Genomic DNA, 13,158 nt, shown 5'->3' on the forward strand with positions numbered 1-13,158 from the left:
ACGCGGCGGGTCCCGGCGAACTCACACGATCTTGTACGCCTCGGTGAGCACGTGCCGCAGGATCTGCTCCATCTCGTCGAACTCGGCCCGGCCGGCGATCAGCGGCGGCGCCAGCTGGATCACGACGTCGCCGCGGTCGTCGGGGCGGCAGTACAGGCCCGCCTCGAACAGCGCCCCGGGCAGGAACCCGCGCACGAGCTTCTCCCGCTCCTGCGGGCCGAAGGTCTCCCGGGTGTCCCGGTCGCGCACGAGCTCGATCGCCCAGAAGTAGCCGTCGCCGCGGACGTCGCCGACGATCGGAAGGTCACGGAGCCGGTCGAGGGTCGCGCCGAACTCGTCGGCGTGGGACAGGACGTTGCCGTAGAGGTCCTCGCGCTCCATGAGGTCGAGGTTCGCGAGCGCGACGGCGGCCGAGACCGGGTGCCCGCCCCAGGTGTAGCCGTGCGGGAACGTGACGCCGGGGGCGAGGAACGGCTCGATCACCTTCTCCGAGGCGATCATCGCGCCCATCGGCCCGTAGCCCGAGGTCATGCCCTTCGCGCAGGTGATGATGTCCGGGGTGAACCCGAACTTCGCGCTGGCGAACGGGACGCCGTGGCGGCCGAAGCCGGTGATCACCTCGTCGGCGACGAGCAGCACGTCGTGCCGGTCGCAGATCTCGCGGACCCGGGCGAAGTACGACGGCGGCGCGGTCAGGCAGCCGCCGGAGTTCTGCACCGGCTCCAGCACGACCGCGGCGACGGTGTCCGCGCCCTCGAACGCGATGGCCTCCTCGATCCGGTCGGCGGCCCAGCGGCCCAGAGCCTCGGCGTCGCCGTCGAACTCGGGGTGGCGGTAGAGGTTGGTGTTGGGCACGCGGAACCCGCCGGGCGCCAGCGGCTCGAAGTCCTTCTTCATCGCAGGCAGCCCGGTCACGGCCATCGCCCCGTGCGTGGTGCCGTGGTACGCCGTCGCCCGGGAGATCACCTTGTGCTTGAGCGGGCGGCCGCGGAGCTTGAAGTACTGCTTGGCCACCTTCCAGGCGCTCTCGACGGCCTCGCCGCCGCCGGAGGTGAAGAAGACCCGGTTCAGGTCGCCGGGGGCGAGGTGGGCCAGCCGCTCGGCGAGCTCGGCCGCGGGCGGGGTCGTGTAGCCCCAGACCGGGAAGAACGCCAGCTCCGACGCCTGCTTCGCGGCGACCTCGGCCAGCTCACGCCGCCCGTGCCCGGCCTGCACGACGAACAGGCCGGCGAGGCCGTCGAGGATGCGGCGGCCGCGGTCGTCCCACAGGTGCACGCCCTCGCCGCGGGTGATGACGGGGATCGGGTTCGCGCCGTCGCGGCCGTGCATCCGGGCGAAGTGCATCCAGAGGTGTCGGCCGGCGGCGTCGGCGTGCGGCGAGAGGGCGGGCGCGTCCGGGGTGGCTCCGGCCCCGGTCCGGGTCGTGTTCTCGACGGCGGTCACGTGGGGCTCCCTCGGTAGCGGCGCGGTACGCCTCCGATCGTCGGCGCCGCGGCGGCCCCGGTCAGGGATACGATCCGTATCGTCCTGGGCCGCGCGGCGGACGGAGTGGATCCCGGTGCACCCGACCATCGCCGACGTGCTGGCCCGTCCGGAGGTCCGGGCCGGGGCACCCGCCGTACGGGCCGGGCGGGCGGCGCTGGGCACCCCGGTGCGTTGGGTGCACGTCAGCGAGGTCGCCGACCCGGCCGGGACGCTGCCGCCGGGGGTGCTGGTGCTCTCGGTCGGGGTGCCGGTGGCCGACCCCACCACCGTCCCGGCCCGCTACGTCGACGCGCTGCGGGCCGCCGGGGCGGTCGGGCTGGTCGTGGAGATCGGCCAGCAGCTGCCGTCGCTGCCCGCCGGGCTGGTGCAGGCCGCCCGGGCGGCCGGGTTCCCGCTGGTGGAGCTGCGGCGCACGGTGCGTTTCGCCGAGATCGTCGCGGGCGTGCTGGGGCAGGTCGTCGCCCGCCGCGACGACGACCCGGGGCCGCCGGGCGCCGAGGCCGCGTTCCGGTCGCTCGCCCTGCACCGGGTGCCGCCGGGGCGCGTGGTCGGGGAGCTGACCCGCCGGATCGACGCGCCCGTGGTGTGCGAGGACCTCGCGCACCGGGTGCTGCTCACCGCGGGCGGTCCGGACCTTCGGGACTGGGCGGCGCGCTCGCGGCTGGCCGGGCCCGCCGGGCCGGAGGGCTGGGCGACCGCGCCGGTCGGGCGGCCCGGGGCGCGGTGGGGGCGGCTGACGGTGCCGTCGCGGCCGACGCCGGGCACCGCCGACCGGGTCCGCGCACTGCTCGACGCCGCCGCGGACGCGGTGTCGCTGCTCGACCCGTCGCCCGAGGGCCTGCTGCGGTCCGCCCGCGACGCGCTGGTGGCCGACCTGGCCGCGGCGGTGCCGTCCGACGCCGGACGGCTGGCGGTGCGGGCCCGCGCCGCCGGGCTGGACACCGAGGGTCCGCTGTCGGTGGTGGCGCTGCGCCCGGCCGGGGACGACGCCCCCGAGCGGGCCGTCGACCCGGAGCAGGCCGTCGACGCGGCGCTCGCCGTCGTCGCACCGGGGGCGACGGTGGCCTCCCCCGCGCCCGGGGAGCTGGTCGTGCTCGTGCCCGGCGACGGCGGCCCGCTGCTCGCCGCGCTGCCCGCCACGGTGGCCGCGGCGACGGCCGGGCCCGGCCCGTTCGCGGCCGTGGCGGACCTGCTGCGCCGGGCCCGCGACGACGCGGCCGCGCACGCCGCGACCGGCGGTCGCGGCCCCGTCCGGGTGCCCGCGCTGCGCGGGCTGGTGCACCGCCTCGGCGACGACCCGGCCCTGCTCGGCTTCGCCGCGGACGTCCTCGGCCCGGTGACGGCGCTGCCCGCCGCAGCGCGCGCCGACGCCCGGGACACGCTGCGGGCCCTGGTCGAGGCGGGCGGGGTCGTCGCCGACGTCGCCCGCAGGCTCGGGGTGGGCCGCCCCGCCGCCTACGCCCGGCTGCGCCGCCTGTCCGGCCTGCTGGGCCTCGACCTCACCGACCCCGAGGTGCGGACCGCGCTGCACCTGGCCCTGCTGGTCGACGCCCGTGCCGCCCGCTGAGCCCGCCGTTCAGGGGCGGTCGGCCCACAGCAGCGTCGCCGAGCCGAGGGTGTCGGTGACCGTGTCGTGCAGCGGCCGCCCGTAGCCCGCGGCGACCTCGCGGACCGGGCGGGCGGTGACCGTCCAGCCGTGGCGGCGCAGCCAGTCGTCGCAGGACTCGGTCCGGGGCTCGGCGAAGAACAGCTCGCGGACGTCGGTGGTGTGCAGCATCTCCCGGGCCGCCGCGCGGAACGACGGCTCGTCCGCGATCCGCTCCACCTGGTCGCCGAAGTGCTCGACGGCGATCCGGCTGCCCGGCACCGACAGCGCGTGCACCCGCTCGAACAGGAGCCGCTCGGCGTCGGCGGGCAGGTAGGGCAGCAGCCCCTCGGCCAGCCAGGCGGTCGGCCGGTCCGGGTCGAAGCCGGCCGCGGCGAGCGCGGCGGGCCAGTCGTGGCGCAGGTCGACCGGCACGGTGACCCGGCGCGCGGTGGGCGCGATGCCCGCCCCGGCGACGACCTCGTCCTTGAAGTCCAGCACCTTCGGCTGGTCGACCTCGAACACCGTGGTCCCGGCGGGCCACGGCAGGCGCAGGGCCCGCGCGTCGAGGCCCGCGGCGAGCAGCACGACCTGGGTCGTCCCGGCGCCGGTCAGGGCCTCGTCGAAGAACCGGGAGCGCACGCCCTGGTAGCCGGCCTGCACGACCCACGGGTCGGCGGCGTCGTCCGGGTCCTCCGGCACGGCCGACAGCGTCCCGGCCGCGTCGACGAACCGCTGGGCGTACGGGTCGTCGACCAGCCGGTCGGCGCGGCGGGTCTCCAGCGCCCGCCCCGCGGCGACGGCCAGGGCGGTGGCGCCCACGCTGCTGGTGATGTCCCACTGATCGTCGGCTGTGCGCATGACGATCACGCTAGGAGCAGACGGTTAGCGTTGCTCATCAGTCACGCGGATGATCACTCGCACGGCGCAGGCGGTACCGGACACCGGATCCCATACCGACACTGCGTGTGTGAGCCGTAACACCGCGTAGATCGGGGGCGAGTCGGCCACATGGACCTCCGACGGGTCACCGGCTACCTCGCGCTCACCCTGCTCGCGCTGTACTGGCTGTGGGTGCTCACGCGCACCGCCCCGGTGCTGCGACGCGGCTGCCGCGACCGGCCGCTGCGCATCCGGCTGACCCTGCTCCGGACGGCCGCGGTCGGCTGGACGGCGCTCTTCGTCGCGACCGTGCACTTCTGGGCGACGTCGTGGTGGCACGTGGTCGTGGCGCTGCCGGTCGCGCTCGCGGGCGGGGCCGGGCTGCAGCGGGTGCACCGGCGCCTGGTCGCCCCGCCCCGGCACCGCGTCGCGCTGGCCCGGCGGGTCCGCCGCGCCGGTCACTTCCAGGTCATCCGCCACCCCGGGTCCCCCGGGCCGCACCGGCACGCGGCCGTCGAGGGCGCGCCGCGGCGCGTCCGGGACGTCCGCGACCTGGCGTGGCCGCCCGGTCAGCCCGCGGCGCCGACCGGGGTGCGGTCCTCGGGGTCGTCCTCCTCGGCGGGCTCGACGGCCGGCTCACCGACCAGCTCGCCGTAGACGACGGTCAGGGCCTCGGCGATCCGCGCCCGGTCGAACCGCGACACCGCACGGTCCCGGCCCGCGATCCCGAGCCCGGCGCGCAGGGCGTCGTCGCCGAGCACGCCGCGCAGCGCGACCGCCAGCTCGGCGGGCCGGGCCGGGCGGACCAGCACCCCGGTCACCCCCTCGACGACGACGTCGCGCAGCCCGCCCACGCCCGTCGCCACGACCGCCCGAGCGCAGGCCATCGCCTGCAGGACCGGCCCGACCCCGACGTCGTGCTCCGGTGCGGCGACCACGACGTCGGCCGAACGCAGCAGCCGCGGCAGCAGGCCGCCCTCGACCGGCCCGAGGAACCGGACGCGCCCGGCCACGCCGGCCTCGCGGGCGATGCCGAACAGGCGCGCGCGGTCGGGGTCCGGGTCCGCCGCGCCGCCGGCGACGAGCAGCTCGGCGGTGCGGATCCGGGCCAGCGCCCGGATCACCGTGTCCATCCCGGCACCGTCGGCCAGCGAGCCGACGGCGAGCAGCCGCGGCCGGTCGCCCCGGCGCAGCGCCGGGCCGTCGGGGGTGAACACGTCGGTGTCGACGGCGGCGGGCACCGTCCGCAACGCCGCCCGCGGCACCCCGCGGCGCAGCAGGGCGGTGTGCTGCTCCTCGCTGGAGGCCAGCACGCGGGCCGCCCCCTGCGACGACCCGGTGCGGGCCGCGGGGATGGCGGCCGGGTCCGGGCAGTCGGCCGGGTAGACCTGCACGACCGGCACCCCGGTCGCGGCGGCGGCGGCCCCGGCTCGCGGGCCGATGGCGTGCACCACCTGGGGCGGGTCGTCGGACCATGCCGCGGCCAGTGCGGTGTCCTGCCCGGCGTCCCACGGATGCACGCGCAGTGCGCCGCCACCGGCCGGGGCGGTCAGGTCGGGGTCGTCGGGGACGTCGGTGAACACCCGGACCGTGTGACCGGCGGCGGCCAGCGAGGCGGCGGTGATACCCGCGCCGCACGTTCGCGGGACCTCGGGGGTACGGATGACGGCGATGCGCAAGCGGATCCTCCACGTCGTGCTCGCGGCTGCGGGCACGCGCAGTTGGCTCTACGCGTCGGACCAGTGACCGTACCCGCTCCGGCCCGTCCACGGGTGGGGGACCGCGGGAGTGTGCGAAGCGGGCACATCGGGTAACCGGGTCGCGTCGGGCGGGCCGGCCCGGCAGGACGTGGAGGGGGCGGGGCCGTGACCGCGCAGTCCTGGATCCTGAGGGTGGAGCCCGACGCGGCCGCGTGCCGCACGGCCCGGCACGAGCTGACGCGGTTCCTGACCCCGCTGGTGGACGACCTGACCGTCGACGACGCGACGCTGGTGCTGCACGAGCTGGTCGCGAACGGCGTCGACCACGCGCACACCCCGATGCTGGTGACCGCCCGGGTGCGCGACGGCGCGGTACGGCTGCGTGTGCGCGACGGCTCGGTCGTGTGCGGACACGAGCAGCCCCACGACCCCACCGCGACCCGCGGGCGCGGCCTGCAGATCGTCGGCCGGCTCTCGCAGCGCTGGGGGGTGCGCCGGCACCGCGGCGGCAAGACGACCTGGGCCGACGTCGGGCCGGTCGGTGCCAGCCCGGCCCCGGACCTGCACCTGGTGCGCCCGGCCTGACCCGCCTGCCCGATCCGGCCGGTCCGGCCCGGGAACGGCCGGTGCGTGGCGCTACGGGCGGAGGGTCAGGCCCGGGCGGACAGCCGCGCGCCGTCGGACCGCGGCGCCAGCCCGAGACGCTCGACCAGCTCGGTCGTCGCCGTCGACCGGTTGAGGCAGTAGAAGTGGATCCCGGGGACGCCCTCGGCGAGCAGCCGCTCGCACAGCTCGCCGGTGACCTCCATGCCCGCGGCGCGGAACGCCGCCGTGTCACCGGAGTAGGGCGCGAGCCGATCGACGAGCGCCGCCGGCAGCGGCGAGCCGGACAGCTCGGGCCCCTTGTGGAAGGTCTTCTCCGAGGTCAGCGGCATGATGCCGGGGATGATCGGCTGGTCGAACCCGGCGGCGGCGACCCGGTCGCGCAGCCGTAGGAAGCCGTCGGGCTCCAGGAACAGCTGGGTGACGGCGAACTCCGCACCCGCCCGGAACTTCCCGACGAGCCGCTCGGTGTCGGCGTCGAGGTCCGCCGAGCGCGGGTGGCCGTAGGGGAACGCGGCGACGCCCACGCAGAACGGGCCGGACCGCTTGATCAGCGCGACGAGCTGGTCGGCGTACTCGAGCCCCTCGGGGTGGGCGACCCACTCGCCGAGCGGGTCGCCGGGCGGGTCCCCGCGCAGCGCCATGATGTTGCGGACGCCCGCTGCGGCCAGCGACCCGATCACGTGGCGCAGCTCGTCGGTCGAGTGCGAGACGGCGGTCAGGTGCGCCATCGAGCAGAGCGTGGTGTCGGTGGCGATCCGCTCGACCGTGCGCACGGTGCGGTCGCGGCTGGAGCCGCCCGCGCCGTAGGTCACCGAGACGTAGGCGGGGTCGAGCACCTCGAGGCGGCGGATGGCGCGCCACAGCTCCGCCTCGCCCTGGTCGTCCTTCGGCGGGAAGAACTCCACCGCGAAGAAGGGTCGGTCGACGCTGATCCGTTCGGTCACCGTGGATGCGGAACTCGTCGTCACGGCGACGACCTTACGGGGCGCACCACCGGCCGGTCGCCCACCGACGGGCCCGCACCGCCCCCGAGCGGCCATGACGTGCACCACCACCGCATCGACGGGCCGGGTCCCGGGTGCACCGATAGCCTGGTCGTCGTGGCCGACCCCGTCTCCCCCGTGTCCGCACCGTCCGGTCCGTCCGGGTCCCCGGGCCTGTCCACGGCAGGTCCGGCTCCGCTGGACGACGCGCTGCCCCAGCACGTGGAACGGGTGCTGGCCGGGTACCTGGACCGCCGCCGCACCGAGGTGCTGGGCATCGACCCGGTCGTCGTGCAGGCCGCCGACGCGCTGGCCGGGTTCGTCCTGGGCGGCGGGAAGCGGCTGCGGCCCACCTTCGCCTGGTGGGGCTGGCGCGGCGCGGGCGGCGACCCGGCCGACCCGCACGCGCAGGGCGTGCTGAGCGCGATCGCGTCGCTGGAGCTGATCCAGGCGTGCGCGCTGGTCCACGACGACCTGATGGACGCCTCCTCGACCCGGCGCGGCCGGCCCACGGTGCACGTCGAGTTCGCCCGGATGCACGCGGCGAACGGCTGGTCGGGCCCGCCGGCCCGGTTCGGCGCCGCCGTCGCGATCCTCGTCGGGGACCTGGCCCAGGTGTGGGCCGACGACATGTTCCACGCCGCCGCGCTGCCCGAGGGCGCCCACACCCGCGCCGCCGAGCCGTGGCGGGCGATGCGCACCGAGGTGCTGTCCGGCCAGTACCTCGACGTGCTGGCCCAGGCCTCCGGGGACACCGCCGAGTCGACCGCGCTGACCATCGACCGGTTCAAGACCGCCGCCTACACCGTGGAGCGGCCGCTGCACCTGGGCGCGGCGATCGCCGGGGCCGACCCGCGGGTCGTCGCGGCCTACCGGCGCTACGGCGCCGACATCGGCGTCGCCTTCCAGCTGCGCGACGACCTGCTGGGCGTGTTCGGCGACCCGCGGGTCACCGGCAAGCCCGCCGGGGACGACCTGCGCGAGGGCAAGCGGACCCTGCTGGTCGCCGCGGCCCTGCAGCGCGCCGAGCAGCGCGGGGACCGGGCCGCCGCCGACGTCGTCCTCTCCGCGCTCGGCGACCCCGACCTGGACGCCGCGAGCCTGGACCGGGCCCGCTCCGCGCTGTCGGAGCTGGGCGCGGTGCAGTCGGTGGAGCAGCGGATCGCCGCGCTCACCGGCGCCGCACTCGACGCGCTCGACTCCGCACCGGTCGCCGAACCGGGCCGCTCGCACCTGTTCGAGCTGGCCGAGCGCGCGACCCGGCGGGCCTGGTGAGCGGGGTGCGGCGGATCGAGGGGCACACCGACCACGTCGTCGTCGTGGGGGCGGGGCTGGCCGGGCTGTCGACGGCGCTGCACCTGCTGGGCGCGGGCCGCCGCGTCACGATCGTCGAGCGGGAGGGCTTCCCCGGCGGCCGCGCCGGGCGGCTCGACGTGACCGACGACCACGGCACCTACGCCCTGGACACCGGGCCGACCGTGCTCACCATGCCGGAGCTGCTGGACTCCGCCTTCGCCGCCGTCGGCGAGACGACCGCGGACCGGCTCGACCTCGTCCGGCTCGACCCGGCCTACCGGGCCGAGTTCGCCGACGGCTCGGCCATCGCGGTGCACACCGACGCCGCCGCGATGGAGCACGAGATCCGCGAGCAGTGCGGCCCGGACTCCGCGGCCGGGTACCGGCGGCTGCGCCGCTGGCTCACCGACCTCTACCGCGCCGAGATGGACGACTTCATCGGCGCGAACATGGACTCGCCGCTGTCGCTGCTCGGCCCCGACCTGGCCCGGCTCGCCGCGCTCGGCGGCTTCGGGCGGCTCGGGAAGCGGATCGACCGCTTCCTGCCCGACGAGCGGCTGCGCCGGGTGTTCTCCTTCCAGGCGCTCTACGCCGGGGTCTCCCCGCGCGACGCGCTCGGCGCCTACGGCGTGATCGCCTACATGGACACCGTCGCGGGCGTGTACTTCCCGCGCGGCGGCATGCGGATGATGGGCACCGCCCTGGCCGGCGCGGCCGCCGACGCGGGAGCGGAGATCCACTACGGCCGCACCGTGACCGGCCTGGACCGCTCCGGGGACCGGGTCACCGCGGTCCGGCACACCGGTCCCGACGGCGCCGACGAGTCGCTCACCCCGTGCGACGCGGTCGTGCTCACCCCCGAGCTGCCCGCGGCCTACGCCCTGCTCGGCGGGGCCCCGCGGCGCCCGGTCGGGCTGCGCTGGTCGCCCAGCGCCGTCGTCGTGCACGCCGGGATGCCCGCGCCCGCCCCCGGCACCGCGCAGCACCACCACACGATCTCCTTCGGCGGCTCCTGGGCGAGCACCTTCCGCGAGATCATCGACGAGGGACGGCTGATGTCCGACCCGTCGCTGCTGGTCACCCGGCCCGGGCTGACCGACCCGTCGCTGCAGCCCGGCGGGCGCGAGGTCATGAGCGTGCTCGCCCCGTGCCCGAACACCGCCGTGGCGCCCGGCATCGACTGGGACCGGGTCGGCCCGGCGTACGCCGAGGAGCTGTTCGGCGTGCTCGCCGACCGCGGGCTGGTGGACCCCTCCGCGCAGCCGAGCTGGACCCGGATGTGGACCCCGCAGGACTGGGCGGCCGCCGGGATGGCCGCGGGCACGCCGTTCTCGGCGTCGCACACGCTGGCCCAGACCGGCCCGTTCCGGCCGCGCAACCTGGTCCGCGGGACGGCGAACGCGGTGCTCGCCGGGTGCGGCACGACCCCCGGCGTCGGGATCCCGCCGGTGCTGATCTCCGGGCGGCTGGCGGCCGAGCGGATCACCGGTCCGCGCCCGGCCGAGCACGCCGGGCACGGGGCCGCGGCCCGCACGGGGCCCTGAGGAGGGCACTGCGGGCGGGCGCCGAGTAGGAGCGCCGAGGGGCGTGGAATCATGCTTCCCGACGATGCCCGACCAGCACACACGGACACGATGACGGCTCAGCCCTCGCCCCCGCTCCCCCGCCCGGCGGCACCCGAACCGGTGACGCCGGACCCCGGCACGGGCGCGGTCGTGCCCCCGCCGCCCGCACCGCGGCCCGCGGGCCCCGGCCTGGTCGAGCGGCTCGGCTCGCCACCACGGGGCGTCCTGCTGCTGGGGCTGGCCGGGACCGTGCTGATGTTCCTCGGCTCGTTCGGCGGCGGCGGGATCCCGATGCGGGACCCGGTGATCGGCAACTCGGCGCTGTCGTTCTGGCGCTACGGCCACGGCGCGATGCTCGCGACGGTCGTGATCTACGTCGGCCTGGTGCTGATGGTGTGGGCGTGGGTGCGGCTGGGCCGCGCCGTGCTCGCCCGTCGCGCCGGTGGCCGCGCGGTGCTGACGACGGCGGCGGTGTGGATGCTGCCGATGCTCGTCACGGCGCCGCTGTTCACCCGCGACCCCTACAGCTACCTCGCCCAGGGCGCGCTGCCGCTGGCCGGGTACGACCCGTACGTCGTCGGGCCGGACACCATGGGCGGGATCTTCACCGACAACGTCCACTTCTTCTGGCAGGACACCCCCGCCCCCTACGGGCCGCTGTTCATCCTGCTCGCGCAGGGCGTGGTCCTGCTGGTCGGCCAGAACGTGCTGCTCGGCGTCGTGCTGATGCGGCTGACCCTGGTCACCGGGCTGCTGCTGCTCGTGGCGGTGCTGCCCGCGCTGACCCGGCGCCTCGGCGGGCGCCCCGCGGTCGCGCTGTGGCTGGCCGTGGCGAACCCGGTGATGGTCGTGCACATGGTCGGCGGGGTGCACAACGACCTGCTGGTCGTCGGCCTGCTGCCGCTGGCGGCGCTGCTGGCGCTGCGGCAGCGGTTCGTGTGGGCGATCGTCGTCGCGTCGCTGGCGATGGCGGTGAAGGCCTCGGCCGGGATCGTGCTGCCGTTCCTGGTGCTGGTGTGGGCCGCGAAGCTGTCCGGCGGGTTCTGGTCGCGGCTGGTCCGGGCCGGGGTGCCGTCGGTGGCCGTGTTCGGCGCCGTGTTCGGCGGGGCCACCTGGCTCACCGGGTTCGGGCTGGGCTGGCTGCCCGCGCTCAGCGCCCCGTCGATGATCGTGAACTGGCTGTCGGTGCCGACCGCCTTCGGTCAGGCGACCGCGAGCGTGGCCGGGATGTTCGCCGGTGAGGTGAACACCCAGGCGTTCGTCGACACGTTCCGGTTCATCGGCGCGCTGGTGATGGGCCTGCTGATCGCCCTGCTGTGGTGGCGCGGCCGCGACGACCCGCGGGCCGCGGTGCGCAACGCCGCGATCGCCCTCGCGCTGGCCGCCGTGCTCTCCCCCACCACGCTGCCGTGGTACCTGAGCTGGGGGTTCTGCCTGCTCGCGATGACCCCGTGGAGCGCGCGCGGACTGCAGTGGGTGGTCTTCGGCTCGATCTGGCTGATGATCGTGTACTTCCCCGACGGCGAGACCGCCCTCTACGTGCCGCACTACCTGCTGGTGTGTGCCATGGCCGGTGTCCTGGCCGCGGTGTCGCTGCTCCGCCCGGACCCGCTGGGGCTGCGCCGGGGCGCCCCGGAGGCACCGTCGACCGCGCCCACCACCGATGCGGGCGTCCGCGGCTGAGCGGGCCGGGCGCGTCGAGCTCGACGCCGCCGGCCTGACCGACCCGCAGCTGCGGGCCGCCTACGCGGCCTGCCGCGCGCTGCACGCCGAGCACGGGCGCACCTACTTCCTGGCGACCCGGCTGCTGCCCCCGGAGCGACGGGTCGACATCCACGCCCTCTACGGCTTCGCCCGCTTCGCCGACGAGATCGTCGACGACCCCGACGGCGCGGGCGGCGGGGACCCGCACACGCGGCTCGACGCGCTCGACGCCGAGCTGGCGGCCGCACTGGCGGGCGCACCGCTGCCCGGCAGCAGGCCCGAGGTGCTCGCCGTCGCCGAGACCGCGCGCCGCCACGACCTCGACGCGTCGCTGTTCCGGGACTTCATGGTCTCGATGCGGATGGACCTGACCGTCACCGACTACGCCACCGACGACGAGCTGGCCGTCTACGTGCACGGCTCGGCCGCCGTGATCGGGCTGCAGACGCTGCCGGTGCTCGGGACGGTCGTGCCGCGGGCGGAGGCCGAGCCGCACGCCGCGCTGCTGGGCGTGGCGTTCCAGATCACGAACTTCCTGCGCGACGTCGGCGAGGACCTCGACCGCGGCCGGGTGTACCTGCCCGCCGACGAGCTCGCCGCGTTCGGCGTCGACCGGGAGCTGCTGGCCTGGAGCCGGCGCACCGGACACCCGGACCCGCGGATCCGCCGCGCCCTGGCCCACCTGGTCGCCCGGACCCGGGCCACCTACCGGCGGGCCGATCCGGGGATCCCGATGCTGGAGCCGGTGTCGCGGGCCTGCGTCGGCGCCGCGCGGGTGCTGTACGCGGAGATCCTCGACGAGATCGCCGACGCCGGCTACGACGTGCTGACCCACCGGGTCGCGGTGCCGAACCGGCGCCGGGCCGCCGTCGCGCTGCCCCGGCTCGGCCGGGCGCTGGCCGCCCGCGGGACCCAGCTGGCCCGCGAACGCGCCGGGCGCCCGTCCCGCGGGTGACCCCGGCCGGGCGGAACGCTCAGAAGGCCATGGCCTGGGCGCGGCGCTTGATCTCCTTGTGCCGGCCGGCGCGCAGCGCGGTGATCGGGGCACCGGAGAGCGACTCCTCCTCGGTGAACAGCCAGCTCAGGATGGCGTCGTCGTCGTAGCCGCCGTCGCGGAGGACGACGATCGTGCCCGGCAACCCGCGCACGACACCGTCGTCGTCGAGCAGCGCGGTCGGGACGACGACGTCGTGCCCGTTCTTGAACGACAGGAGCTGCCCGTCGCGGACGAGCTGGTGCACCCGGGAGACGGGGATCGACAGGCGGTCGGCCACCTCGGCGACGCTCAGCGTCTCCTCGGTGACAGCGGCGGGGAGGGACTCGTTCACAGCCGGACACTGTCCCACACCGCC

12 protein-coding genes are annotated in these 13,158 nt (G+C 76.6%); 7 read left to right on the forward strand and 5 right to left on the reverse strand.

Going from position 1 to position 13,158, the window contains the following annotated elements:
• Positions 1-21: 21 nt before the first annotated feature.
• Positions 22-1,443 (reverse strand): aspartate aminotransferase family protein, encoded by a 1,422-nt coding sequence (locus tag KPL57_RS51990; protein WP_226357799.1) that lies wholly within the window; start codon positions 1,441-1,443, stop codon positions 22-24.
• Between the two features lie 115 nt (positions 1,444-1,558).
• Between KPL57_RS51990 and KPL57_RS51995 the strand changes: the two genes are divergently transcribed.
• Positions 1,559-3,052, forward strand: coding sequence for a PucR family transcriptional regulator (locus KPL57_RS51995; RefSeq protein WP_226357800.1), 1,494 nt, complete (start codon positions 1,559-1,561; stop codon positions 3,050-3,052).
• A 9-nt stretch (positions 3,053-3,061) separates the two neighbouring features.
• On the opposite strand, the gene KPL57_RS52000 is transcribed toward KPL57_RS51995, so the two are convergent.
• A complete protein-coding gene (locus KPL57_RS52000; RefSeq protein ID WP_226357801.1) occupies positions 3,062-3,931 on the reverse strand; it encodes an SAM-dependent methyltransferase in 870 nt (289 codons plus the stop codon).
• 150 nt (positions 3,932-4,081) lie between these two features.
• On the opposite strand from KPL57_RS52000, the gene KPL57_RS52005 reads away from it, so the two are divergent.
• On the forward strand, positions 4,082-4,609 hold the full coding sequence (locus KPL57_RS52005) for a hypothetical protein (RefSeq protein ID WP_226357802.1): 528 nt from the start codon (positions 4,082-4,084) through the stop codon (positions 4,607-4,609).
• On the opposite strand, the gene KPL57_RS52010 is transcribed toward KPL57_RS52005, so the two are convergent.
• A complete protein-coding gene (locus tag KPL57_RS52010; protein WP_226357803.1) occupies positions 4,522-5,631 on the reverse strand; it encodes a glycosyltransferase family 4 protein in 1,110 nt (369 codons plus the stop codon). The two genes, KPL57_RS52005 and KPL57_RS52010, sit on opposite strands and share 88 nt — an antisense overlap.
• 186 nt (positions 5,632-5,817) lie before the next feature.
• Between KPL57_RS52010 and KPL57_RS52015 the strand changes: the two genes are divergently transcribed.
• Positions 5,818-6,237 (forward strand): ATP-binding protein, encoded by a 420-nt coding sequence (locus KPL57_RS52015; RefSeq protein ID WP_226357804.1) that lies wholly within the window; start codon positions 5,818-5,820, stop codon positions 6,235-6,237.
• A gap of 65 nt (positions 6,238-6,302) precedes the next feature.
• Here KPL57_RS52015 and KPL57_RS52020 read toward each other — a convergent pair whose 3' ends face one another.
• Entirely contained in the window at positions 6,303-7,226 is a 924-nt protein-coding gene (locus KPL57_RS52020) for a methylenetetrahydrofolate reductase (protein ID WP_226357805.1), read from the reverse strand.
• 189 nt (positions 7,227-7,415) lie between these two features.
• Here KPL57_RS52020 and KPL57_RS52025 point away from each other — a divergent pair, with 189 nt between their 5' ends.
• The 4 genes from KPL57_RS52025 (at position 7,416) to KPL57_RS52040 (ending at position 12,761) form a co-directional block, all read left to right on the forward strand.
• Positions 7,416-8,516: a polyprenyl synthetase family protein gene (locus tag KPL57_RS52025; protein ID WP_226358032.1), complete on the forward strand. Its 1,101-nt coding sequence runs from the start codon at positions 7,416-7,418 to the stop codon at positions 8,514-8,516.
• A 5-nt stretch (positions 8,517-8,521) separates the two neighbouring features.
• A complete protein-coding gene (gene crtI / locus KPL57_RS52030) occupies positions 8,522-10,081 on the forward strand; it encodes a phytoene desaturase family protein (RefSeq protein WP_226357806.1) in 1,560 nt (519 codons plus the stop codon).
• A gap of 141 nt (positions 10,082-10,222) precedes the next feature.
• The gene (mptB, locus tag KPL57_RS52035; protein ID WP_226357807.1) at positions 10,223-11,785 is read left to right on the forward strand and encodes a polyprenol phosphomannose-dependent alpha 1,6 mannosyltransferase MptB; all 1,563 of its coding nucleotides are present in this window, start codon (positions 10,223-10,225) and stop codon (positions 11,783-11,785) included.
• A complete protein-coding gene (locus tag KPL57_RS52040) occupies positions 11,766-12,761 on the forward strand; it encodes a phytoene/squalene synthase family protein (RefSeq protein WP_226357808.1) in 996 nt (331 codons plus the stop codon). The genes mptB and KPL57_RS52040 overlap by 20 nt, the downstream gene beginning before the upstream one ends.
• Before the next feature lie 19 nt (positions 12,762-12,780).
• Here KPL57_RS52040 and KPL57_RS52045 read toward each other — a convergent pair whose 3' ends face one another.
• Positions 12,781-13,134, reverse strand: coding sequence for an Rv2175c family DNA-binding protein (locus KPL57_RS52045; protein WP_062396076.1), 354 nt, complete (start codon positions 13,132-13,134; stop codon positions 12,781-12,783).
• Positions 13,135-13,158: the final 24 nt, after the last annotated feature.

Source organism: Pseudonocardia sp. ICBG601 (genome assembly GCF_020496245.1).

Bases quoted from the DNA above. Each gene is read 5' to 3' on its own strand.
- KPL57_RS52000 (WP_226357801.1), bottom strand. From the start codon at position 3,931: ATGCGCACAGCCGACGATCAGTGGGACATCACCAGCAGCGTGGGCGCC.
- KPL57_RS52040 (WP_226357808.1), top strand. From the start codon at position 11,766: ATGCGGGCGTCCGCGGCTGAGCGGGCCGGGCGCGTCGAGCTCGACGCC.
- KPL57_RS52005 (WP_226357802.1), top strand. From the start codon at position 4,082: ATGGACCTCCGACGGGTCACCGGCTACCTCGCGCTCACCCTGCTCGCG.